Raw genomic sequence first — 22,355 nt, 5'->3', positions numbered from 1 at the left:
AAATATTGGGATATTACTACCTGAGGTGAATCATATGAAAAAAATAGTAATATCCCTGCTTACTCTTGTCATTTTTTTCCCATACCATGTCGGTGCCGCATCGAATGTGGAATGTCCAAATGTGGGCCAGCTAGAAAATACCACGATTATTTATAAGGATGAGCTCTTGAAGGCATTAGAAACCATTGTCCCTCGTACGTTCGGTGATGGTGATTACTTAAATCACTATGCTGACTGGGAAGTCGTTACAGCACAGCCATTAGATGAAAAGGTAGCAAAGGAATATCAAATGTCCTCCAAGTATTGTGGACAAGAAGTTGCGGATAAGTCTTGGTTAGTAACCTTACATTTCCCTAGATGGGAAGGAAAAAGTGACGTTGCATCAGATGGTCAAATCTTTGTATCAAAAAGCAAAGATAAAGGTTGGTTCGTCTGGTACCGAAATCAATAGAGAAGATTAAACAAAAGAAAGCGTAAATCCGAGTAGAGGATTTACGCTTTCTTTCAGATTTGAAGATCAAATGACTCTTAAATTTTTCGTTCCATGATTGTAGACACTTCTTTAAAACCAAGATCTTCATATAACTTTTTCGCGTAGTTTCCTGAAAATACATTAAGTTGAACCTTACTCAATCCTTCACTTTTTAAAAAGGTAAAAGCTTCTTTACATAGTATTTTAGCTATCCCTTTATTACGATACTTAGGCAGAACATATATTTCAGGGATGATTCCAATCATTTCATCTGTATTAATATCAACTGAACTACCTACTCCGATCCAGCCTAAGACCCTATTGTTTTCAAGACAAATCAAGTAATATCCTCCATTGGATAGAAATGGTGAAATTAATTCTAATGCCTTCTTTTTCCTTTGTTTAACATGCCCCATCGTAGCTTCTTTTAATACCTCCAAAGAATGATTGAGTATTCTTTGGGTTTCATCGTAAGTGGCTCTTCGAATCTGCATTGTTATCCCTCCCTTGTAAAAATACAATTATTTATGTTTGTATTCTGAGAATATGAAAAATATACCTATACGACTAAAACCCATATCCCAAAAATCGAATGACGTCCTTCACCATTTGATAAATTTCCGCGCTTGTCTTAGGACACCTGACCTCTGCGAAACTTAAATTCTCACATAAGATGATAATTATCTAACAGGTTTGGGGGTGAAGTATCGTGTCTGTCGGATATTATCATTCTTTGTGTCATAGATACAGAGGAAGGGCTGTTGAAATAAGAATGCGGGATGGAAGGGTCCATCGTGGAGTTATTCATCGTGTAACTGGTGACCGGGTATATCTCCGTCCAATTGGTCCACGAAGAAATTTTGGAGGCTATGGCTACGGCTATTATGGCTGGGGATGGGGTGGATTTGGAGCTGGTCTTGCCATCGGTGCGATTGCAGGTATTGCCCTAGTTGGGGCGCTCTGGTGGTAGGTTAGTAAGATTAACGATTAGTAAAAAGCAACTGAACATTACGTTGGAGGGCATTTCCCGTTCCTACTGAGACAGGATTGTCCTTCAATGATAACTTTTTCATTAAAACGAAAAAATTGTAGAAAGTGGGGAGATGAAAAAATGGTGTATGGAAGACCAAGACGACCTGTTCCATTTAGACCCAACAGTATAGGTAGACCACGAAGACCATTCACTAATTCGCAGCCATCAAATATTTCTAGTCTAATGTCCCATTTTCAAACATCCGATGGAAAGCTTGATTTTAGTAAGATCTCTACTACAGCGGGACATATGAAAAAGATATATGGTCAAATGAGTCCCTTACTGTCCATGTTTTTGAAAAAATAAAGAATAGGTGGAGTATAGATGAACTACACATATCTCGATAGTTTAGCGACATACGGAGTTGGGGGGGCTCACCCTGGTGGATTACAGCTTACCAAGCAACTATTAGAAAGGGAAACAATAAATCGTAAATCAGCTATACTTGATGTTGGCTGTGGAACCGGCCAAACAGCAGCATTCATTTTCATGCAATATAAGTGCAACATAACAGCAGTAGATATCAATAAAGTGATGGTGAATAAGGCCAAACAAAGATTTCAATCTTTGAGTTTACCAATCAATGTCGTTAAAGGGCGGACTGAAAAATTGCCTTTTGAAAATGGGATTTTCGATTTTATTCTCTCGGAGTCCGTGACAGCATTTACCAATATTCCTACTAGCCTTACAGAATATAAAAGGGTACTAAAGCCAAATGGTGTATTATTGGCGATTGAAATGACAGTTGAACCACATTCCTTCACAGAAAAGGAAAAAAAGTTTATTTGTGACTTTTATGGTGTGTCCGATTTATTAACCGAGGCAGACTGGCGTCATTATTTTCAAAAATCAGGCTTTCGCAATGTAACAGTTGAAAAACACAGTCATCATTTTGTTCCAGAAGACATTATGTATGCAAATGATTTTATGCTTTCAAAACAAATCAATGAAAAACATCATGAAATTATTGCACAGCACCAAGAAATCGTAAGTAAATACAAAGATAAATTAAACTTTAGAGTATATAGGTGTACGGTCTAATTCCCTATCACGAGAAAACGCTTGGAAAACCAAGCGTTATTTGTGTGAGGCGATTTATATTTACTACAAGAGAAAGGATTTTCTTTCGTTCATAAATTGAATAAATGCTTAAGAGTGTGTTATTTTTTCCTTTCCATTGCTTCTGCGGTTTGTTTTACCATTTGATGCCCAAAAACTGCAACACCAGCTGCAATGACTCCATTGAAGACTGCTTCTGCTGTAAATCCAAATAAAACGGCACCTCCTACTAAGGAAACCCCTAATAAGATCCATGTAATCGACCAATTCGGAATAGTAGGCGTTTGTTTTAAGAAAAATCCAATTACCCATAACACAGGGACCAACATATAATAATTTTCATTTAAAAATTGTAGCAAGTCCAAGGTTGTCACCTCCTTTCATGCATCGTATGAACGAGAAGAACAAAGTGCTTGTTCGTATATCCTACTTGTAAAAATATTTTTGTGAGTGAATACTCATTTTTTATTGACTAAAATAAAATCAAGGGTGATAATGTGAGTAATCACTCACTTTTTTGTTGCGTATAAGATCCTTAGTAGGGATGAAGGTAAAAGGGAGGTAGTTTAATGATTAATACGGTGGAAATTGAAAAGGTAAGTAAAAGCTTTGGTAAAAAAGTTGTGTTAAACGAAATCGACCTTACCATCGAGGAAGGAACGATTTATGGATTTATAGGTCCTTCAGGGGCGGGTAAAACGACATTAGTGAAAATGATTGTTGGGATGGATTCACCTGACGCTGGATTCATTCAAGTATTAGGGAAGAAAATGCCGAATTTAGAATTGCTGCAGGATATTGGCTATATGGCCCAATCTGATGCACTCTATACAGAGCTAACGGGGAAGGAAAATCTCGCATTTTTTGCTTCACTTTATAAATTAAATCGAACCGAAACAAAAGAACGAATTGCGTATACAGCTAAATTCGTTAATCTAACGGATGACCTAAATAAAAAGGTCTCTACCTATTCTGGTGGGATGAAACGCCGTTTGTCACTTGCCATCGCCTTAATTCAAAACCCCCAAATTCTTATTTTAGATGAACCAACTGTTGGGATTGATCCAGAGCTAAGGCTGACGATTTGGAATGAACTATTTCGCTTAAAAAAGGAAGAGGGCAAAACGATAATCGTCACTACTCATGTCATGGAAGAAGCAGATCGTTGCGATTATATTGCAATGGTCCGTGATGGTCGAATTTTAACAAGAGGTACGCCGACAGAATTGAAAGAAACATACCATGCAAGTAATTTTGATGAAGTATTTTTACAGGCGGGGAGGGTGAGACAATGAGAACCATCGCCCTTATTAAAAGAATCTTTCAGCAGCTTCTTCGTGATAAGCGAACATTAGCATTATTATTTGTTGCGCCACTTTTAGTCTTATCCCTTATGTACGTTATGTTTAACGGTGATACTGTAGAGCCTACATTAGGTGTTGTTGAGGTTGATGAAAAAGTGGTTACAGCTTTAAAAGAGGTAGATATTCAAATTGAGGAATTCAGCCGATCCAGTAATCCCAAACAAACCATAATCGATCACAATCTCGATGGGTTACTTGAAATGGAAAACAACGAAGTCATTCTCACATTAACAAATAGTGATCCATCAACCGCAAAAACCTTACAAATGAAGGTGAATCAAGTATTTGCCGCACAGGCACAGGAAAAATTAGTAAAACAGGTACCTTCAATCGGAAGCATTCCTAAAATTGATTTAGAAACAAACTATGTGTACGGAAATAGTGATACGATATTTTTTGATGTGCTTAGTCCAATCTTGATTGGCTATTTCGTATTCTTCTTTGTATTTCTCATTTCAGGAATTGGATTGCTCAAGGAGAGAACATCAGGCACCCTAGAGAGATTGATGGCAACACCTATTCGAAGGGGAGAAATTGTGACTGCCTATTTAGTTGGCTTTGGAATCTTTGCTATCATCCAAACTGTGATTGTTGTGTTCTTTACCATTCACGTGTTAGATGTTGTGCTAGTAGGCTCAATCTAGATTGTCATCCTTATAAATTTATTGTTAGCTTTAGTTGCTTTATCATTAGGCATATTATTGTCGGCATTTGCTGCTTCAGAATTTCAAATGATTCAATTTATTCCAATTGTCATTATCCCACAAATATTCTTCTCTGGAATTTTCCCTCTTGAGGGAATGGCAGATTGGCTTCAGCTCATTGCAAAAGTCATGCCTATTTATTATGCAGCAGATGCATTAAAGGGAGTAATGTACCAAGGCTTAGGATTCGCTGATATCAGTTTGGACCTTTTAGCATTAGTCATATTCGCTACTGTTTTTATCATATTGAATGTATTTGCGTTGAAAAAATACCGCGCATTGTAACGAAGGAAGTGAAAGGGATTTGTCTAAAGATAATCTATTAGATGCTATAATTGAACAAACAAAAACATCCAAAAAACCAACTGAAAAGCAACAGAAAATCGCTGAAACAGCCATAAAAATGTTTGCTGACAAAGGATATGCCAATACATCTACAAGTGAAATCGCAAAAGCTGCAGGGGTAGCTGAAGGAACCATTTTCCGCCATTATGGTACAAAGGATAATTTATTGCTGTCGGTGATCATTCCATTTTTAAAAGAAGCTTTACCGGGAATGGCTGAGAAAGTATTTAAAGAGGTATTAACCGAAGATACTGTTCATTTTGAAGATTTTTTAAGAAGGATCATCAAAAACAGGATGGAATTTATCAGTGAAAATCAAGAAATCTTTCGAATTATCGTCAAGGAATTATTATACAGTGAAGAGTTAAAGAAGGAATTTCTTCCCTATTTCTCTGCTAATGTGATGAGACGTGCTGCACATGCATTCGAACTTTTTAAAAGCCGTGGTGAAATAAAGGACCTACCTACAGATGCCCTTTTAAAAATGTTTATGACAACATTTGGTGGATTTCTTGTTACGCATTTTGTTCTTTTACCATCTCACGACACACTTGATATCGAACAAGAAACCGAAAACCTTGTCCGTTTTGTTATGGATGGAATCCGAATCTAAGAAAAGCGATGCCCAATAAATCCGCGGGGCATCGCTTCTTTTTACATGGATATAGATGTTGTTGTTTTTTTTCGACTGGATGTTTCTTTCTTTCCATGCATGAAAAAGTAAAGAAAAATACTCACCAATGCAACCATGCTTAAAATAGAATAAAGCTTGCTGTAGCCGGTTATCGGAACGAGAAAACCTAATAAATAAGGACCAAATCCAAGACCTGCATCTAAAAAGATATAGAAAGTCGAAGTTGCAAGTCCCATGCGATGTGCTGGGGTTAACTTGATCGCGACAGCCTGCGTGCATGATTGCATATTCCCAAATCCAAGCCCAATAAGCGCACCAGAAATAAGAAGTGTGACGCTGTTATGAGCGATGCTTAAAAGAAACATTCCGATTGCAAGGATAATAAAGGCTGGATACATGACATAGTTTGCTCCCTTTATATCCATTAAGCGTCCAGTGAAAGGACGTGAAACAAGAACCGCAATTGAATAGACAAGGAAGAAAAAGCTTGCCGCTGTTACTAAGTCAATTTCAATCGCATAAAAATTGATGAATGAAAGAACACTTGCATAACAAAGTGAAATCGCAAATGTAACAAATGCGATTGGAAGTGCCTTCGGTTCCACGTAATTAGCAACCCGGAAGCCTTTTTGCTCTTGATTTTGATTTGTTGTGTTTTCAATTGGTGGTACATACAAAATGAAAGAAGTGAGTAGACCTATGACGCCAATCCCAAGACATAATCCGAAGATAACCGGGTAGCTCGTATGCTGAGACATAAACAAACCAATAAATGGACCGATTGCTGTTGCTAATGTTGCACTCATACTGAAGTAACCAATTCCTTCACCTCTGCGTTTAGGTGGAATGATCTGTGCAACAATTGTACCTGTTGCGGTGCTTGCGATACCGAGTGTAATCCCATGAATGAAGCGATTGATAAGAAGAAAAGTGATTCCGGCATGTACGAAGTATAAGAAGGTCGTGATGATAAATAAAATTAAACCAATAAATAATGTCTTTTTTCGACCAATCAGATCGATGTAACGTCCTATAAATAGGCGGCCAATAAGTGTTCCGACAATAAAAATTCCGGTGACAAGTCCCGCCTGACTCGTAGAAGCACCATATTCATCGACTGCATAAACCGCAATGATGACAACTAATAGGTAAAAAATAAATGTTAAGAAAAAATTGATGGAGGAAACGATAATAAAATCCTTCGTCCACAGTTTTTGATTATCCAAGTTGTAACTCTCCTCACTTTATTAGATTGTTGCGAATGGCCTTCAGAACATGTACAGCTTCAAGTAGTTCCTTCTCAGAAACACCCTTTATTATTTCCTGTTCAAATTGATCAACCGTCTTCCGGACATCTTGATAAACCTTTTTGCCTAAAACGGTAAGCTGCATTCTCTTTTCTCGCTTGTCTTTACCAGGAATGTGCTCCACATATCCAAGTTCTTCTAAACGATTAATGGTTCTTGTAACCGTAGGCTTTTCAACGCCAAGATAAGTAGAAATTTCCACAAGTGTGGGAGAACCAAAATTTACAATATAGTAAAGAATGGACCATTGCGCCCGATAAAGCTGATGTTTACTAAGCTCAACATTCAGCTGACTTTCAAAAGGACGATACAATTGTGTTAGTTGCTGAAAGAATAATTGAAATGTCTCTATGGGAGTTCACTCCTTTTAGAAAAATAGTTATCGAGGGTAACCATTTGATAATGGTAACAGAAAACACTGTAATAGTCTATGGTAAAACAATGAAATAGTAAAAGGGCGTTGTATAACTGTTTCCAGTTTACACGCCCACTAATGTCGCTAATCCACTATGAGTCATGAACACGATTTTCATGCTCTGTCACTCTACTAATAAAAAACAATGCAACCATTAAGCTACCTGCTGCAGCTAAAAACAACACACTAAATCCAAACAGGTCAATTAAATAACCTAGAGCCGGTGGGGATGTAATAGCTGCCAGTGAGGAAACCAAATAATATAGCCCCGTTCTCGTTCCAAAGCTTTTCTCACTCCCTGTAGAAACAATCAAAGGGTAGGCGTTAATATTAACAAAAGCCCAAAAGATGCCTCCTAAAAATAAAATCGCTCTTAAATAAAACACCGATACAACCCAATTCAACAGCAAAAATGAAACAATTAATCCGATCACTCCGAGTAGAATCACGTTTTTCTTCCCAATTTTCGCACCCAGTAGACCGCTCGGAATCGCGGAAATGACAAAGCTTAATGAAAAAAATGTTAACGAAAACGCAGAGGCACTTTTGGAGAGGCCAATTTCGTTCACTCCATATAAGGTAAATAAAGCCTCCATTCCCTGGATTGCAATAAACCAAAAAAAGATCGCGGCTAATAGATAAAGAGTAGAAGAGTTCAATTCTTCTTTGTAATTAATTTTCGGGACAGTTGTTTCTGTATAAGAAAGGGAATCGCGGTGTTCTTTGATATGTTTAAAAACAATCCATAAAGTGATTAAAAAGATGATGGAAACGGCGATAAAAGGAAGGGTTTCGTCAAAGCTAAATAAATACGAGCCGATACTAAACGCTAAGATTGCCCCACAGCCACCCATAAAGTTGATGATTCCATTCGCCTTTGTTCGTTTATGTTCAGGAGTGATATCTGGCATTAACGCAATTGTCGGGGACCGAAACACCGCCATTGACAAGTTCATACATAACATGAAGATGAGTAAGGAAACTAAGCCGGTGTGAAGGGGAATCAGTGTATAGAAAAGGGCAGCAAGTGGAACGCCAATAAGTAAATAGGGCATCCTGCGCCCAAAACGAGTCCGAGTTCGGTCACTCAGCTGACCGATATATGGCTGTAAAAAGAGAGCGATATAATTATCGATGGTCATTAGAAACCCAATCAAAGCCGTACTCGTAATAAAATTATCAAGAAAAAAAGGAACAAATCCATTATATAAAGACCACCCAAGACTAATGCTAAAGAAGCCAAACCCTAACAGCCATGTTTTTCTCATATGCGCTCTCCTTGATGTGAAATAAAAACAGTAGTACTAATTTATGCGTAGGAGTAGTCCTTTTTGCATGTTTTCTATTTGCAAATACAGAGGTGTTTCATTTGTTTAAAGCATGAAAATATTGTATCGTAAGTGTGATATGTGAATGCAGACAAAAGTAAAATAGAAAGTAGGAATTTGAAGTGAAAGAACGAAGTCTTATCTTTTTTGACATAGATGGAACACTCTTGAACCATAAAAAACAACTGCCAGCCTCAACAAAGGAAGCCATTTTTAAACTAAAGGAACTTGGGCATGAAGTAGCCATTGCTACAGGTCGCGCTCCATTTATGTTCGAAGACCTGCGTGAGGAGCTCGGAATCGGAACGTACGTTAGCTACAACGGTCAATACGTCGTGTTAAATGGAGAAGAAATTTTCACAAATCCATTGAATGAAGAAGCCCTTTTACAGCTAACAGAAACAGCACTTGCCAATAATCACCCTATTGTTTACATGGATCACGAGGACATGAAGGCAAATGTTCCAGAACATGAATTTATTACGGAGAGCATTGCAACTTTAAAAATCAAAAGCTTTCCTACCTATGATCCAAAGTATTATGAAGGACGTAAATTGTTCCAATCGCTACTATTTGTCCAAGAAGGAGAAGAAGTGCAGTACGAAGAAGGGTTTAAGGACTTTGACTTTGTGCGCTGGCACCCAGTTTCTGTTGACGTCCTCCCAAGTGGCGGGTCAAAAGCAAAAGGGATTGAAAAGCTTGTTGAGAAATTCGGAATTCCAGAAGAGCGAGTATATGCGTTTGGTGACGGATTAAATGATTTGGAAATGCTCACCACGATTCACAATAGTGTAGCGATGGGCAATGGGGTTGACGAAGTTAAGGACGTTGCCAAATATGTAACGAAGTCCGTTGAAGAAGACGGCATTTTACACGGACTACAAATGGTTGGATTGTTATAAGGATGGAAGAAGATCGAGATATTCTTGATCTTCTTTTTTATGGTTTTGTAAGAAAATTAGGGATTTCAATGTCAATCTTTGTTTGTTTATTTTATAATAGAAATAGAGTTTATTTCGATTAACGAAACATTATCAAAAGGGGGAATTGCAAAATGGCATTATTGCGATCTGAGGTGCCTGTTGAACAAACGTGGAACCTAGAAGATTTATTTGAAACAGACGAGGCCTGGGAGAGGGAACTTTCGTCAGTCCAATTGGATATCCAAACCGTTACACAATACAAGGGACGTGTTGGTGAAACAGCAAAATCCTTGTTTGACTGCCTAGTAGCAAAGGATGCTCTGCAGGAAAGAGTGATGCGGGTGATGAGCTATGCCGACCTACATATATCGGTTGATGGAACCAACTCCGTGTATCAGGCAAACGCGGCCAGAGCAGCATCCTTACTTTCAAATGTGAGAGCTAGTCTATCATTTATAAAATCAGAATTGCTAGCACTAGACTCAGAAACGATTCGTACATACATAAAAGAAGAAAAAGGGTTGGAGGAATTTGAGAAGACGTTAGCAGATATCCTTGAAGCAAAGGAACATACTCTATCACCAGATGCTGAGGAAGTATTAGCTGCTTTTGGTGAGGTCATGGATTCTCCATATATGATTTATCAAAGAAGTAAAACGTCAGATATGCAGTTTTCGCCATTTACGACGGATGATGGGGTCGAGCATCCACTCACCTTTAATTCATTCCCAAAATATGAGGACTCAGCGAATACGGAACTACGTCGTAAGGCATCCGCTGCTTTTGCTGAAACATTGGATAAATATAAAAACACTTATGCGGCTACATATGCCACAGAGGTGAAAAAGCAGGTGATTGAAGCTCGTTTACGCGGGTTTGGGTCTGTAACAGAGATGCTTCTTGATGAACAACAGGTTACAAAGGAAATGTACCATAATCAGCTAAAGACAATTCAAACTGAATTAGCACCTCATATGCGTCGCCTTGCAAAATTAAAGCAACGCGTATTAGGACTCGAGAAAATGTACTATAGTGATTTAAAGGCACCGCTTGATCCAGATTTCGACCCTGAGGTCACATATGAGGAGGCTTCAAGGTTAGTGCTAGATGCCTTACAGGTGATGGGAACAGAGTATGTTGAAATTATGGAAGAGGGAATCCATAATCGTTGGGTCGACCTAGCCGATAATATTGGAAAACGATCGGGTGCGTTTTGCTCAAGCCCGTATGGCGCCCATCCGTACATTTTAATGACATGGAATAATTCGATGCGTAATACATTTACCCTTGCTCATGAACTGGGACATGCTGGGCACTTTGTGCTAGCGGGGCGCAATCAACGTATTTCAAATACACGTCCTTCTCGCTATTTTATTGAGGCGCCTTCGACAATGAATGAGATGCTTCTAAGTAGATATATTTTGGCTCAGTCAAATGATGAGCGCATGAAACGCTGGGTGATTTTACAATCATTAGGTACCTATTACCACAATTTTGTGACACATATTCTTGAGGGTGAACTACAGCGACGTATATATGAGTTAGCTCACGAAGGCACCCCTATTACAGCCAACATTCTCTGTGAACAAAAAACAGAGTTACTTTCCGCATTCTGGGGAGAAGAAGTCGAAATGGATGAACTAGCTGCACTAACATGGATGCGCCAGCCACATTATTATATGGGCTTATATCCATATACGTATTCCGCGGGGTTAACCGCTTCAACAGCTGCTTCTCAAATGATTCAAGAGGAAGGCCAGCCCGCGGTAGATCGTTGGCTATCAGCATTAAAAGCGGGTGGAACACTAAAGCCCCTACAGTTAATGAAACTTGCTGGAGTGGACATGTCAACACCAGAGCCAATTAAAAAAGCTGTAGCTTATGTTGGTTCATTGGTGGATGAGCTTGAAAAAAGCTTTTAAATTAATTCAGCAGAAGTCAGCTACTTCTGCTAAATTAATTTAAAGTCTCCGGCGGATGCCACAGATTTTCAAAGGAATCTATTCGAGCAAAAGATCAAAGACTAAGAACGCCACATCCTGTGACAATGTCTTTGTGACCCACATCATGTGGGCCTAATAAAATCTGGGCGCAAATACGCCAAAGCGTATTTGATTGATTTTTACGTGTAAAAATGGAATGGCAACATAATCTAAGGAAAGTTGAAATTTCATGTTAGCCCAATGATTCATTTGTTTGCCTTTGTAGTACAATAGTAGTAATAATGCAGAACAAATAAAATGGGGGATTCACATGGACGATATGGAAAAGCATTATTCGGAAGAGAAGTTTTGGGAAAAACTTAAAAAGTTTGCTCTAAGAGCAGGTCATTCTGTGGTATATACGGCGCTTTTGCTTTACTATGTGCTACAAAAGCCGAATCTACCTGCAAAAGCAAGGGTGACAATTCTTGCTGCGTTGGGCTATTTTATTTTTCCGGTTGACCTCATTCCAGACATCGCTGCAGGTATTGGTTTTACAGATGATCTTGGCGCTTTAGGTGTTGCGCTTTTCCAAGTAGCCATGCATATTGATGAAGATGTCAAAGCAAAGGCTAAAGCAAAGCTTGTTGATTGGTTTGGTGATGATGTCGATACCTCAGATGTAGATGAAAAACTTTAGAATATATTAGCGACAGAACTACCCTATTTTGCATGGGGTAGTTCTTTTAGTAAGGTGATGGAACGTGGTGTTTTTGGTTCATAATGTAGCATCCCTTTTTCCTTGAGACGATCAAGGTATGCCTTGATTGTGCTTGTTGAGCTCACAGATGTACAAAGTCTTGAAAGCTCACGCATCGTCGGAGCTTTGTGGTGTTTCATCATATATTTAACGACTTGTTCATATATTTCTTGTTCCGTATGTTCCATCCTCATTTGTAGTGTTCTAATTTGCAAATTTCACATCTCCTTTGTTCCTTGGTACGGCTGCTGATAAAATGCTATCTATTTTAAAGGTTCTTTTTTTATTGCGAAGCAAGCAATAGGCTTTAATTGTGGTTTCTTGGATTTCCAATACTTGAATGTTGCGTTGGGTAAGAACTCCATTTTGAGACATATAGATGATTTCGATAGGTGTGTGTTGAAGCAGGGCACGCTGTAAAATCCCGCGCATGTAATCATCTCCTTTTTTATATTATATACGAACATACATTCTATTATCAACAAAAACAAGAACGTTTATTCGTATTTCTTGTTAAAAGTTTTTGGAACAAGCATGAAATAGTCGTTTCGTGGTTTTGCGGTACAAGCTCGAGGGGAAAAACGCGTAAGCATGTCCCGCAAGCAAGGTTTTGCGGCACAAGCTTGAGGGGAGGAACACGTAAGCATGTCCCGCAAGAGAAACATTGCGGGAAATGCTCAAGGGAAAAACGCACAAGCTTGTCCCACACAAGAGCGACCTCACGAAAACACCCGCCTCCCAACAGGAGGCGGGCCATAAAATACAAACCTATGTCCACCGATAATATTCTTTAAACCAGTTCACAAATTTAGTAAGGCCTTCTTCTATTGAAATCTTGGGTTGAAATCCGATCGCTTCATGCAAATCAGTAATATCAGCGTACGTTTCTTTGACATCCCCACGCTGCATCGGATACAACTGGATGTTAGCTTGTTTTCCAATTGCTTTTTCCAAGGTCCTAATGAAATTAATTAGGCTTACTGGACTGTTATTGCCGATATTATAAATTTTATAGGGGGCGTTGCTTGAGCTAGGATCTGGATCCAATGGGTCCCAGTCAGAGTTTTTAGATGGGGGGTGGTCGAGTAAACCAATAATCCCATCCACAATATCATCAATATACGTAAAATCCCTGCGCATGTCACCATTATTAAAGACTTTGATAGGTCTGCCTTCTAAAATATCTTGTGTAAACAAATAATAGGCCATATCGGGGCGCCCCCAAGGTCCATATACAGTAAAAAAACGGAGCCCGGTAATTGGTATATTAAAAAGGTGGCTATAGGAGTGAGCCATGAGCTCATTTGATTTTTTCGTAGCAGCATATAAGCTTACCGGATGGTCAACAGAGTCTTTAGTTGAAAACGGAATGCTCGCGTTTGCTCCGTATACCGAGCTTGAGGATGCAAACAGGAGATGGTCAACAGGATGATGGCGGCAGGCCTCTAAGATATTGAGGAAGCCTACTAGATTTGAATGGACATATACTTGCGGATGCTTGAGGCTGTAACGAACACCGGCCTGTGCTGCAAGATTAATCACTATATTGATTTGCTCTCTTGTAAACAGCTCATGTAGTTTCCCGGAATCTGCCAAATCCAGTTGATAGAATATGAAATTATTATGTTGCCTAAGCTGAAGGAGGCGTTCCTTTTTTAAGCGAACATCGTAGTAGTTGTTGAGATTGTCAACACCGATGACATGATATCCCTTTGCGAGTAGACGTGTTGATAAATGATAGCCAATAAAGCCTGCAGCTCCAGTTACAAGAATGCTCATAATTCTCTAACCTTCCTTTGTTAAAGGAATGGGGGTTTTGGTCCATTCATGATAGGTTTTTAAATCTAGGCTTTTCACTTGCTCTAAAAACGCCTCAAGAAATCCTCTTTCATGTAAATCTTGAAATAACTCGAGTGGACGATTTTGGTTACGCGTAAATGAGTACACATGGTCAACCATTTTAAAGCCATTCTTTGTAATAATAATATGGCGCAGTGGTGCATCAATTTGATTGAAGCCTTCCTTTTTCATGTGTGTAAGGATATCCAGTAGATTTCTTGTAACCTCTGCTGGAAGCTTGGTTTGTTTTTTTAGATACGTATTTAGGTCTGGTCCAGATAGATATTCCATCACAACATAATTTTCCTCTGCCTCGTATACCTTTGGAATGAAGGATAAGTGCTGGCAAGATAATAAAACATCTTGTTCTTGTTGAGCATGATTGGTTTTTCCATAAACCTTGACACAACGGTCTTCTGATAATCGATATACAGCACCCTGATGCCCTTTTCCAATCAATAGCTGTGAATAGGAGCTATCGACCTTCACACTATCACCCCGATCGGGTTGTATGAGCATTTTTTTAAAGCTTATTTTTTGATTAAAATAGCTGTCCCACTCTTTGTAAGTGTCAGGTGCTAGTTTTTGGACCTGCATGAGAAAGGATTCCTTCAAAAGGAGTAATTTTAAATCGCGAATTAATTTAATCGGCACAGGATGATCTCGTTTAAATGCATTCACATGGTCGACTACCTTCAATTCATCGTTTACGACGAAGATATGGCGAAGTGGGGCGTCTATCATTGTAAATTTGGATTTTCTAAACCCTTCTAGCATCTGTAAAAGTTTCTTCGTGATTTCTTCGGGCATGAACATGCTTCCAAGAAGATAGTCTTTTAAGCTAGGTCCGTTTAAGTATTCCATCACCACATAATTTTCTCCTGTTTCATAGACCTTTGGAATGAAGGGGTTCTTTTTGGCTGTTTTTAAAGCCTCCTGTTCCATTTTGGCTTTAAAAGGGTCTACAAAAATTTTCACACATGTATTCTGGGAGAGCTTGAAAACAGCGCCTTGAGCCCCCTTTCCAATGAGAGGGTATGAGGTAGGATTATGGATTTTTAGTGTTTTTTCAGGTTTTGTTACAGTTATTGAAGTAAAGTCATTCATTTTGATCCTCCTAATAGTTCATCATAGAAGCGAGCTTGCTGCTTAAGTTGGGCAGTTAATTCGAAGTTTTGTTCTACTTTTTGACGTGCAGCAGTTGCGAAGGGGAGCCATAATGATTGGGTAGTTAGCATGTGTTCTAGTGCGAGTGCAAGTTCATCAATATCGTTTTCTGGCACTAAGAAACCATCTACATTATGTGTCACCAGTTCTGGAATTCCTGCATGTGTCGTTGAGATGACGGGTATCCCAGTTGCCATTGCTTCCTTTACTGTATTTGGAATTCCTTCCACGTCTCCGTTAGTTGCAGTTAGACTTGCCGCGCAAAAGAGGTCTGCCTTTTTCATGTGTTCATGTACTTGTGCTTTTGGTAGATGTTGTAGCAATCGAAAGGAATCACCTAAATTTAATTGGGATGCCAATTGTTTGAGGTAATCTTCTAACGGTCCACGACCGATAAGTGTAAGGGTTGCATTTGGGAATGATTGACGGATTTTAGCAAACGCTTGGAGCAAAACATGGTGCCCTTTTTTTTCTACTAATCTCCCAATTGAGAGTATATTTTGTGTGCCGGTTATTTCAGGTGACCGAAATTGAAATTGGTTAAGGTCCACACCTCCGTATAACACTCTGATTTTCTCTTCGGGGCAGCCCCATTCAATCATTCTCTCAGCTAAAAAATGGCATACAGGGAATAACATTTCTGTTTGCTTAAAAAGCAATTTCATATGATCTAAATAGGTGAAATGCTGGTCTGCCAAGGTTCCATCACGCCCTCTAATGCTTGTGACCATGGGTAAGCCTGTTTTTTCCTTAAAAGGTAGCAAAAGAATTCCAAGTTGTCCGTGATGGGCATGTATAAGCTTTATCTTTTGTTTTTTAACAAAATTCTTAGGTGATTCAATTTCATTTAAATAGTAAACATTATCATTTAAGAGGGACATATCTACCATATATTTCGGCTGTCTTACAACATGAATATAATCATAGTCAGGCACATTTCTGATTTGTGGAATGTATTGGGTGGGGTCTACACGTAAGTTTAAGTGCATAGCAGTAGGCAAATCTATCGACTCCTTCCATTTTTGTGGTAGTCTTTTCCATTACTCTATGCACAATTGTACGTAGTGTTTGGACAAAATTCCTAGATTAAGAGGGTACAAATGTGGAAATAAAAAAACACCAGGTTGATAGCCTGGTGTTTTACGGTTTTGTGGTCATGTTTGGAGTAGTCTGTTGGGTGGGTTCTACAATTCTTTTTCCTTGGACACCGCCCGTTTCCAGCAAATGAATGATTTTTTCAAGATGCTCTTCTTTTTCAACAACAACGAAATTAACCAATGGAAAAAATCCTTTTACCTTAATCGTTAGCTTGTAGCTAAAATTCATCCGGTCATTAATGCCATACAAATCATGCCAACGCACAATTCGTTCAACCTCATATTCCTTGACTCGGCTATAAGAAAAATACCGACCCTGTAGGATAATGCCCTTTGGTAATATAAAAAGATTCCCACGGTGGCGAATAGCACTGATAATGGCAAAAAAGAGATACGCCATCGAGAAGAAGGAGGACCCTAAAAAATCAGTTGTAAGGATGACAATCAGTAAACCCAAAAGGACCAAGATTGCAACAACGGTTCCCCATTTGACAAATTTATAAGATCTAGTTGATTTAGAAAGTTGTTCCATTTCCTTATACTCAGTAGGAATAAGGATCCCACGAAATTCCTCTTCTGTTTGTGGAAAAAGAGCTTCTTTCGAAAGATCAACAGCCTTTTTGATACTCATTCTATACTGTATTAAGTAATACACTCCTAGTATGTAAACAATGGTGAAAAAGATATTGAGAAACAAGCCATCACCCACCTGAAATTAACATTATTTTCTATCTTTATTTTTTCATAAAAATGCCCGTTTGAAAAGGAAAACAGACCACATTGATGTGGTCCTTCATGTTCCTATGCTTGTTTTGCGTCTTCCACGATGTGGTACAGCAGGTGGGCAAGGTGATGGATTGGTCCATATTCTTGCTCTTCGTCTTCGGATTCTTCTTCTGAGAACTCAAGGTCATTGAGATACAATGCCATAAATTCATAAAAATCCTTAAGCTCAAATTCGAAACAGTAGGATGGATCTTCACTTTCTTCTTCATATTGGAGGGCAAGGTAATGGATATTCCCCTCGGCATCTTCACCATCGAAAAAGACAAAAAATCCAATATTCGTATCTAGCTCAAATAGGTGTCTTGTGCCACCTTCCGTTACACGATTAAAATCTTCTTCTTCAAGAATATCGACTTTCATTGCTTCAACTGCATCTTCCTTATGAAACGAAACAGAAATTGACTTCATTGATTACACCTCCTTGGTATCCTCTATAGAATGTACAGAAAAAAGCAAACAAAATCAAACAGGTTATAAAAGTTATTTCAATATAGTTGTTAAACTATTCGTAATTTAGTAGACTTTATATATATTTCTAATTTTTGTAAAAGGAACGAAAAAACCTATGAAAACTTCACTTTTAAACAAGGTATCTAAGCAACTCGCATTGTGGTGTATTTCAACCGTTTTGCTTTTAATCATTATCTTTATTCCACGAGATGTCATATTTGAAACTAGTAAATATGGAGATATACAAAAAATTGTATATGACTATAGTGTGGAGCAACATGTTGGTAATATAAAAGACTTTTTTGCATTTTTTCAAGAAAATCACGGTTTAGGTTTTTATTCTGATGGAGATACAGTTGAGTCTCATGTGTTAAAAACGTCAGGAAGAAGTCTTTTGCTTATTATTCCGGCTATTTTCATCGGTTTCTTTTTAGGAATTATAAAAGGGGTTATTGATTATTTACTAAAGAATAAAAAAACTGGAGTGGGGAGTGGGATGACGTGGTTTATGTTATCTATTCCAGACCTCTTTTTTATGATAGGAATCCAGCTCTTACTCATGTTTTTATATGAAATTGGACTATTCCTGCATATTGATTTATATGGGCATGAAAAGCTCGAAAACGTCATTGTGTGTATTCTATTTTTAGCCATGTATCCTTTATTTCTAATCGCCAATATTACATATACGAGTCTTGTTGAAGAGGAAACAAAGGATTACATTAGAACGGCCAAGTCAAAAGGAATTTCTCGCTTTAAAACGATTACGTTACATATGTTGAAAAACGCCTTGCAGAAAATCAACGTAAATAGCAATACGATGACTTTATACGTCTTATCCAATTTATTTATAGTGGAATTCCTTACGAACTATCGAGGAGCTGCCTTTTATTTTTACAAGGCAATCGCGGCTCCAAGAAGATTTGTAGAAGGAACCAGTTTCCATATGAATACTAATAGTGCAGTAGGGTTTGTGCTCGTATTTACCCTCATTATCCTACTTTCGAATCTGTTATTTCTATGGTTAAGTCATTTGGTATCACCGAAAGGAAAAGAAGCATGAAGAATCCATCACTTACAATTGGAACAATTATTTTAAGTTTTATCGTAATGATTGCTATTTTTGGACCGTATCTTCCGTTTGTTGATGAAGATTTAACGGAGCATTTATACCTAAAATATGAAGATGGAACAATGGTAACACCACCGTTTTCACCATCAAAGGAATTCCTGTTAGGAAGTGACCGAGAAGGTGTTGATTTGTTAAGCAGACTTGTCATTGGTACCAGAGAAACACTTCTTATTATCTTTAGCGTAGTAATCATCCGGATGTTGCTTGGGACATTTTTGGGGATTGGGGCTTTTTATTCACGTCTTCTAAAAGTGGTTTTACAGGTTTGGCATCAGTTATTTTCATATATTCCCTCTATTTTGCTGCTTGTCATGATTGTAGGGATCCCTTTCTTTTTATACTCTCCGAACCGACCGTTTTGGTTTATCCTTGTTTTGGCATTAATTGAGGTTGGTAGAGTAGGAGATGTCATTTTTAAATATGTGAGTGATATTGCCGCTAAGCCTTATTATGAAGCGGGCATTGTTGCGGGTGGTTCTCCGTTTCGTTTATCACAACGTTATTTCTACCCCAATATGAAACCGCAACTCATAACTCTTATTGCAAATGAGTTAGGACGTACTTTGTTTCTAATTGCCCAGCTTGGGATTGTTGGGATTTTTATTAGTGTCGCATTTGAAAATGATGCATCTGGTACCATTTATGCCGTAAACACTTCGGATTCCTGGCCATTGGTACTCTCGACCATTCTAAAAGACATGTGGGGTGTGAAAATCATTCCATTCAGTGCTATTTTCTTAATTTCCATTACAGTTCTATCGTTTTATTTAATTGGAAACGGGCTAGTGAAGAAAACAAATAAGTAATGATTAAGGGGTACATCCGTATTTTAGAAGAATGATAGTTTTGAGGTATAGATATGAAAAAACTTGGCTATCCTTCTTAAAGAGGTGAGAGACGGATGAAGATGACAATTGCACTAATCCTATCGTTTGGAATACTAGCCGGATTTTTTTCAGATAATGAAGCTACTCAAGGAAATGATCTTGGAGATATAAAAGAACTCGCGGACAAAAATAGCGTTGAAATTTCATCATGGATGGCTTTATCTCGAAGCAAGGTTGGACAAGCAAATGATCTAAAGGAAATGAAACATCAAATTGAACAATTCATGAGCAATCATGATTCATATAGCTGGAAAAGTATTCTTGAAGAAGATAGTCATTATGTATGGCAGGGTAAAAAAGAAAATGAACACGGAATAACTGAGTCGATTAAGCTAAAAGCTTATCTATCAGGCGGAAAATATGAAATTGCGGTTACCAATGAAGCGATAGGAACAAAATTAACTGCAGAGCAAATTAACTGGGTTAGCGAAACTTTCGAGGATAGCAAAACTTTTTATTCCATATCAGGTGTACTGTCTTCTAAAAACCAATTAAGTTTGGTTTTGGGAGAATTGATTGAAGATGCACAAGCAAAAGTGGTGGAACAGCTTCAGGAAGATACCTTTGTTTCTGTTTCAGCCTACTCGAAGGTTTTTGAATCGGAGTTAATGACGTCCGAACAAGAAAAAATTAACCTGCAGGTTGGTCTTAGAGCAGACATAGAGAATGAAGAAATCGATGTCACAATTGGAACACCGATTATTACAACGGAATATTAAAATTGAGGGCTTGGAATTCCAAGTCCTTTTTTCTTTACAAAAACTTTACAGAATCTTATCGTTCCAATGAAAGTCCAGACTTTATAATAAAAATAGACATCTTGTTAACTATGTACAAAGGTAGGAGCCCATGGAGACAAATCATTTACGCAATTTTATACACTTTCTTGCTTTTTTAAAAAACAAAAGGGCCACATTATACCAAGAATACAAACGGGACGAAGAACTTAAGGTTCTCATGCATAAGTCAAAAGTAACAACCATGTTTCAACCCATACTCTCACTCGAGGAAGGTTCTACTGAAGGCTTTGAAGTATTGAATAGACCTGAAAGTACTGTGCATTTTCCAACAACTGAAACCTTTTATGACTATGTAGGGGAAAGCTCTTATGTGGTTATGGTAGAACAATTTTTACGCAATCTTTCAATTGAACGATTTGCAGAACAGATAAAAAAACAAAATGAATGTAGGAATCCACTTGTGTTTCTTAATATCCAAACACAGGTATTGGCAGACCCATGTTGGCGGAGTGGGATCACGATGGAATTGCTTAAAAAACATAATCTATCCCCAAGCCAAATTGTATTAGAGTTAACAGAAAAACAATCGGTCAAAAATTATCATCAATTTAAAGAATTGATTGAACATTATCGACAGCAAGGCTTTCGAATCGCGGTTGATGATGCGGGGACTGGGTATAACAGCTTACAGACGCTTGTATATCTTAAGCCTGAATTTATTAAGCTCGATAAGTCACTTATACGCAATATTCACTGTCACCGAGAAAACCAGCACTTAGTAAGATTGTTGGTAAAATATGCAATGCAGGTAGGAACGAAAATTATTGCGGAAGGCATTGAAACTGATGATGAACTTGAGTTTTTGCAAAATCTTGGGGTGCATTTGGGACAAGGTTTTGCACTTGGAAGACCCAATCAAAAGCTGCAACAAGGAACCATGCCTAAAGTCAAAAAACATCATCAATTAGCGTTAACACTATAAAAGAGAAGACCCTTGTTTAAAAAAGAGTCTTCTCTTTTATTTGTTCTTCATAATCTTCTAAGGTAAGATAGATGCTATTTTTTGTGGTTTTGCAGTAGCTTTTTACTTTTGCTGATTCCAAGCTTAATTGTTCGAGGGATGTAATGGGCCGCTTTCTATTTTGAACAACGGCAATTGAGATGCTTGCCAATGGTAACTTTTCGAAGACACCCTGCCTACTTACGCCAGATACATATCCCTTGATAAGATCCTCTTGTGTATAGAATATCTTTAGTGAGTCAGTAAACTGTGCAATAATGCTTTCACAAATGGGTTGATAGTGATGATGTGGTATAGTTGCAATGAAGTCGTCTCCACCAATATGTCCAATGAAAGAGGGCTCATTTTCAGCGGTCATGACAGCATCGCTAAGAATCATTGCTGTTTCTTTAATTAACTCATCACCCTTTGAAAATCCGTATGTATCGTTGAAGGCTTTGAAGGAATCGATATCAATATATAACACACTAAACTTTTTATAGGTTAGGACCTCTTGTAATGTTTCTTTGATTACATTGTTTCCGGGTAATCCGGTTAATGGGTTAGAGTAGCGTGCATTTCTTATCTGAATTTCTGCAAGCTTCATTATGAGTTCGCGAATACTAACGGTTCCAAATAAGTTGTTTTCCTTTGTTACAATCACGACATCATATAAATGCTCCAATTTTCGATTCATGGCCAAAGTACTTACTTCCGTTAAAGATAAATGATAATCCACGATTAAAATTTCTTGATCCATGACTAAATCAATCGTTCGTTTCATAAAGAGGTCAAATCCATATTTGATGGAGAGCCTTTGAAAAAAGTGAGTTTTCATTACCAGCCCTACTGGCTTTTGATCCGAGCAAACAACAATTCCCTCGATAGCAGTCTCTTTTTCGAATATCGTATAAACTTCCTCACATTTTGTTGAAGGAGACACTATGAAACTTTCTATCGCAATTTCTCCTATCACAATGTCCATTTAACA

The 22,355-nt window shown here is 38.1% G+C and carries 26 protein-coding genes and 1 pseudogene; 14 read left to right on the top strand and 13 right to left on the bottom strand.

The genetic code is table 11. From position 1 onward, the window contains the following. The first annotated feature begins 34 nt into the window (after window positions 1-34). Window positions 35-451 carry a hypothetical protein gene (locus tag ABC371_RS02660; RefSeq protein ID WP_412895457.1) on the top strand — a complete coding sequence of 139 codons (417 nt, stop codon included), beginning with the start codon at window positions 35-37 and terminating at the stop codon, window positions 449-451. A gap of 77 nt (window positions 452-528) precedes the next feature. Here ABC371_RS02660 and ABC371_RS02655 read toward each other — a convergent pair whose 3' ends face one another. Next, window positions 529-966, bottom strand: coding sequence for a GNAT family N-acetyltransferase (locus ABC371_RS02655; RefSeq protein ID WP_412895456.1), 438 nt, complete (start codon window positions 964-966; stop codon window positions 529-531). Between the two features lie 215 nt (window positions 967-1,181). Here ABC371_RS02655 and ABC371_RS02650 point away from each other — a divergent pair, with 215 nt between their 5' ends. The 3 genes from ABC371_RS02650 (at window position 1,182) to ABC371_RS02640 (ending at window position 2,546) form a co-directional block, all read left to right on the top strand. Next, a complete protein-coding gene (locus ABC371_RS02650) occupies window positions 1,182-1,442 on the top strand; it encodes a hypothetical protein (protein ID WP_412895455.1) in 261 nt (86 codons plus the stop codon). A gap of 87 nt (window positions 1,443-1,529) precedes the next feature. Continuing rightward, complete coding sequence (locus ABC371_RS02645; RefSeq protein ID WP_412895454.1) at window positions 1,530-1,811, top strand: YppG family protein; 282 nt, start codon at window positions 1,530-1,532, stop codon at window positions 1,809-1,811. Between the two features lie 18 nt (window positions 1,812-1,829). Further along, a complete protein-coding gene (locus tag ABC371_RS02640) occupies window positions 1,830-2,546 on the top strand; it encodes a class I SAM-dependent methyltransferase (protein ID WP_412895453.1) in 717 nt (238 codons plus the stop codon). A 119-nt stretch (window positions 2,547-2,665) separates the two neighbouring features. On the opposite strand, the gene ABC371_RS02635 is transcribed toward ABC371_RS02640, so the two are convergent. Next, entirely contained in the window at window positions 2,666-2,938 is a 273-nt protein-coding gene (locus tag ABC371_RS02635) for a phage holin family protein (RefSeq protein WP_412895452.1), read from the bottom strand. 195 nt (window positions 2,939-3,133) lie between these two features. On the opposite strand from ABC371_RS02635, the gene ABC371_RS02630 reads away from it, so the two are divergent. The 3 genes and pseudogenes from ABC371_RS02630 to ABC371_RS02620 all read left to right on the top strand — a co-directional run bounded on the left by ABC371_RS02630 (window position 3,134) and on the right by ABC371_RS02620 (window position 5,590). Beyond that, window positions 3,134-3,859 carry an ABC transporter ATP-binding protein gene (locus ABC371_RS02630; protein WP_412895451.1) on the top strand — a complete coding sequence of 242 codons (726 nt, stop codon included), beginning with the start codon at window positions 3,134-3,136 and terminating at the stop codon, window positions 3,857-3,859. Next, window positions 3,856-4,917: pseudogene (locus tag ABC371_RS02625) on the top strand (ABC transporter permease). The gene ABC371_RS02630 and the pseudogene ABC371_RS02625 overlap by 4 nt, the downstream one beginning before the upstream one ends. Before the next feature lie 19 nt (window positions 4,918-4,936). Further along, window positions 4,937-5,590: a TetR/AcrR family transcriptional regulator gene (locus ABC371_RS02620; protein WP_412895450.1), complete on the top strand. Its 654-nt coding sequence runs from the start codon at window positions 4,937-4,939 to the stop codon at window positions 5,588-5,590. A 41-nt stretch (window positions 5,591-5,631) separates the two neighbouring features. Here the strand turns inward: ABC371_RS02620 and ABC371_RS02615 are convergent, their stop codons facing one another. From ABC371_RS02615 to ABC371_RS02605, 3 genes are all read right to left on the bottom strand, one after another. Continuing rightward, entirely contained in the window at window positions 5,632-6,837 is a 1,206-nt protein-coding gene (locus ABC371_RS02615; RefSeq protein WP_412895449.1) for an MFS transporter, read from the bottom strand. Between the two features lie 13 nt (window positions 6,838-6,850). Further along, entirely contained in the window at window positions 6,851-7,231 is a 381-nt protein-coding gene (locus ABC371_RS02610) for a MarR family winged helix-turn-helix transcriptional regulator (protein WP_412895448.1), read from the bottom strand. Window positions 7,232-7,425: 194 nt separating this feature from the next. Continuing rightward, on the bottom strand, window positions 7,426-8,601 hold the full coding sequence (locus ABC371_RS02605) for an SLC45 family MFS transporter (RefSeq protein ID WP_412895447.1): 1,176 nt from the start codon (window positions 8,599-8,601) through the stop codon (window positions 7,426-7,428). Window positions 8,602-8,783: 182 nt separating this feature from the next. On the opposite strand from ABC371_RS02605, the gene ABC371_RS02600 reads away from it, so the two are divergent. The 3 genes from ABC371_RS02600 to ABC371_RS02590 all read left to right on the top strand — a co-directional run bounded on the left by ABC371_RS02600 (window position 8,784) and on the right by ABC371_RS02590 (window position 12,206). Beyond that, entirely contained in the window at window positions 8,784-9,563 is a 780-nt protein-coding gene (locus tag ABC371_RS02600) for a Cof-type HAD-IIB family hydrolase (RefSeq protein ID WP_412895446.1), read from the top strand. Between the two features lie 152 nt (window positions 9,564-9,715). Beyond that, the gene (pepF, locus tag ABC371_RS02595; RefSeq protein WP_412895445.1) at window positions 9,716-11,506 is read left to right on the top strand and encodes an oligoendopeptidase F; all 1,791 of its coding nucleotides are present in this window, start codon (window positions 9,716-9,718) and stop codon (window positions 11,504-11,506) included. Window positions 11,507-11,837: 331 nt separating this feature from the next. Continuing rightward, on the top strand, window positions 11,838-12,206 hold the full coding sequence (locus tag ABC371_RS02590; RefSeq protein WP_412895444.1) for a YkvA family protein: 369 nt from the start codon (window positions 11,838-11,840) through the stop codon (window positions 12,204-12,206). Window positions 12,207-12,229: 23 nt separating this feature from the next. Here ABC371_RS02590 and ABC371_RS02585 read toward each other — a convergent pair whose 3' ends face one another. The 7 genes from ABC371_RS02585 to ABC371_RS02555 form a co-directional block, all read right to left on the bottom strand. After that, window positions 12,230-12,481: a LexA family protein gene (locus tag ABC371_RS02585; protein WP_412895443.1), complete on the bottom strand. Its 252-nt coding sequence runs from the start codon at window positions 12,479-12,481 to the stop codon at window positions 12,230-12,232. Then, a complete protein-coding gene (locus tag ABC371_RS02580) occupies window positions 12,471-12,698 on the bottom strand; it encodes a hypothetical protein (protein WP_412895442.1) in 228 nt (75 codons plus the stop codon). The genes ABC371_RS02585 and ABC371_RS02580 overlap by 11 nt, the downstream gene beginning before the upstream one ends. A 336-nt stretch (window positions 12,699-13,034) precedes the next feature. Continuing rightward, window positions 13,035-14,045, bottom strand: a complete 1,011-nt coding sequence (locus tag ABC371_RS02575) for an NAD-dependent epimerase (protein WP_412895441.1) — start codon at window positions 14,043-14,045, stop codon at window positions 13,035-13,037. Window positions 14,046-14,051: 6 nt separating this feature from the next. After that, window positions 14,052-15,212 (bottom strand): hypothetical protein, encoded by a 1,161-nt coding sequence (locus ABC371_RS02570; protein WP_412895440.1) that lies wholly within the window; start codon window positions 15,210-15,212, stop codon window positions 14,052-14,054. Continuing rightward, window positions 15,209-16,273 carry a glycosyltransferase gene (locus ABC371_RS02565; RefSeq protein WP_412895439.1) on the bottom strand — a complete coding sequence of 355 codons (1,065 nt, stop codon included), beginning with the start codon at window positions 16,271-16,273 and terminating at the stop codon, window positions 15,209-15,211. The genes ABC371_RS02570 and ABC371_RS02565 overlap by 4 nt, the downstream gene beginning before the upstream one ends. A 139-nt stretch (window positions 16,274-16,412) precedes the next feature. Further along, entirely contained in the window at window positions 16,413-17,066 is a 654-nt protein-coding gene (locus ABC371_RS02560) for a hypothetical protein (protein ID WP_412895438.1), read from the bottom strand. 104 nt (window positions 17,067-17,170) lie between these two features. Then, window positions 17,171-17,563 (bottom strand): cytosolic protein, encoded by a 393-nt coding sequence (locus tag ABC371_RS02555; RefSeq protein ID WP_412895437.1) that lies wholly within the window; start codon window positions 17,561-17,563, stop codon window positions 17,171-17,173. Window positions 17,564-17,720: 157 nt separating this feature from the next. On the opposite strand from ABC371_RS02555, the gene ABC371_RS02550 reads away from it, so the two are divergent. The 4 genes from ABC371_RS02550 (at window position 17,721) to ABC371_RS02535 (ending at window position 21,346) form a co-directional block, all read left to right on the top strand. Continuing rightward, window positions 17,721-18,668, top strand: a complete 948-nt coding sequence (locus ABC371_RS02550; RefSeq protein ID WP_412895436.1) for an ABC transporter permease subunit — start codon at window positions 17,721-17,723, stop codon at window positions 18,666-18,668. Beyond that, window positions 18,665-19,543, top strand: coding sequence for an ABC transporter permease (locus ABC371_RS02545; RefSeq protein ID WP_412895435.1), 879 nt, complete (start codon window positions 18,665-18,667; stop codon window positions 19,541-19,543). Before ABC371_RS02550 ends, ABC371_RS02545 begins: the two co-directional genes overlap by 4 nt. 95 nt (window positions 19,544-19,638) lie before the next feature. Beyond that, window positions 19,639-20,343: a YwmB family TATA-box binding protein gene (locus tag ABC371_RS02540; protein ID WP_412895434.1), complete on the top strand. Its 705-nt coding sequence runs from the start codon at window positions 19,639-19,641 to the stop codon at window positions 20,341-20,343. A gap of 130 nt (window positions 20,344-20,473) precedes the next feature. After that, window positions 20,474-21,346: an EAL domain-containing protein gene (locus tag ABC371_RS02535; protein ID WP_412895433.1), complete on the top strand. Its 873-nt coding sequence runs from the start codon at window positions 20,474-20,476 to the stop codon at window positions 21,344-21,346. Between the two features lie 16 nt (window positions 21,347-21,362). Here ABC371_RS02535 and ABC371_RS02530 read toward each other — a convergent pair whose 3' ends face one another. After that, window positions 21,363-22,349, bottom strand: a complete 987-nt coding sequence (locus ABC371_RS02530; protein WP_412895432.1) for a GGDEF domain-containing protein — start codon at window positions 22,347-22,349, stop codon at window positions 21,363-21,365. Window positions 22,350-22,355: the final 6 nt, after the last annotated feature.

Origin of the sequence: Bacillus jepli (assembly GCF_047238305.1) — a bacterium.
Lineage (GTDB): Bacteria > Bacillota > Bacilli > Bacillales > Bacillaceae_L > Ferdinandcohnia.
The sequence above is the reverse complement of the archived record's forward strand: the minus strand, read 5'-3'. Positions and strand labels throughout refer to the sequence as shown.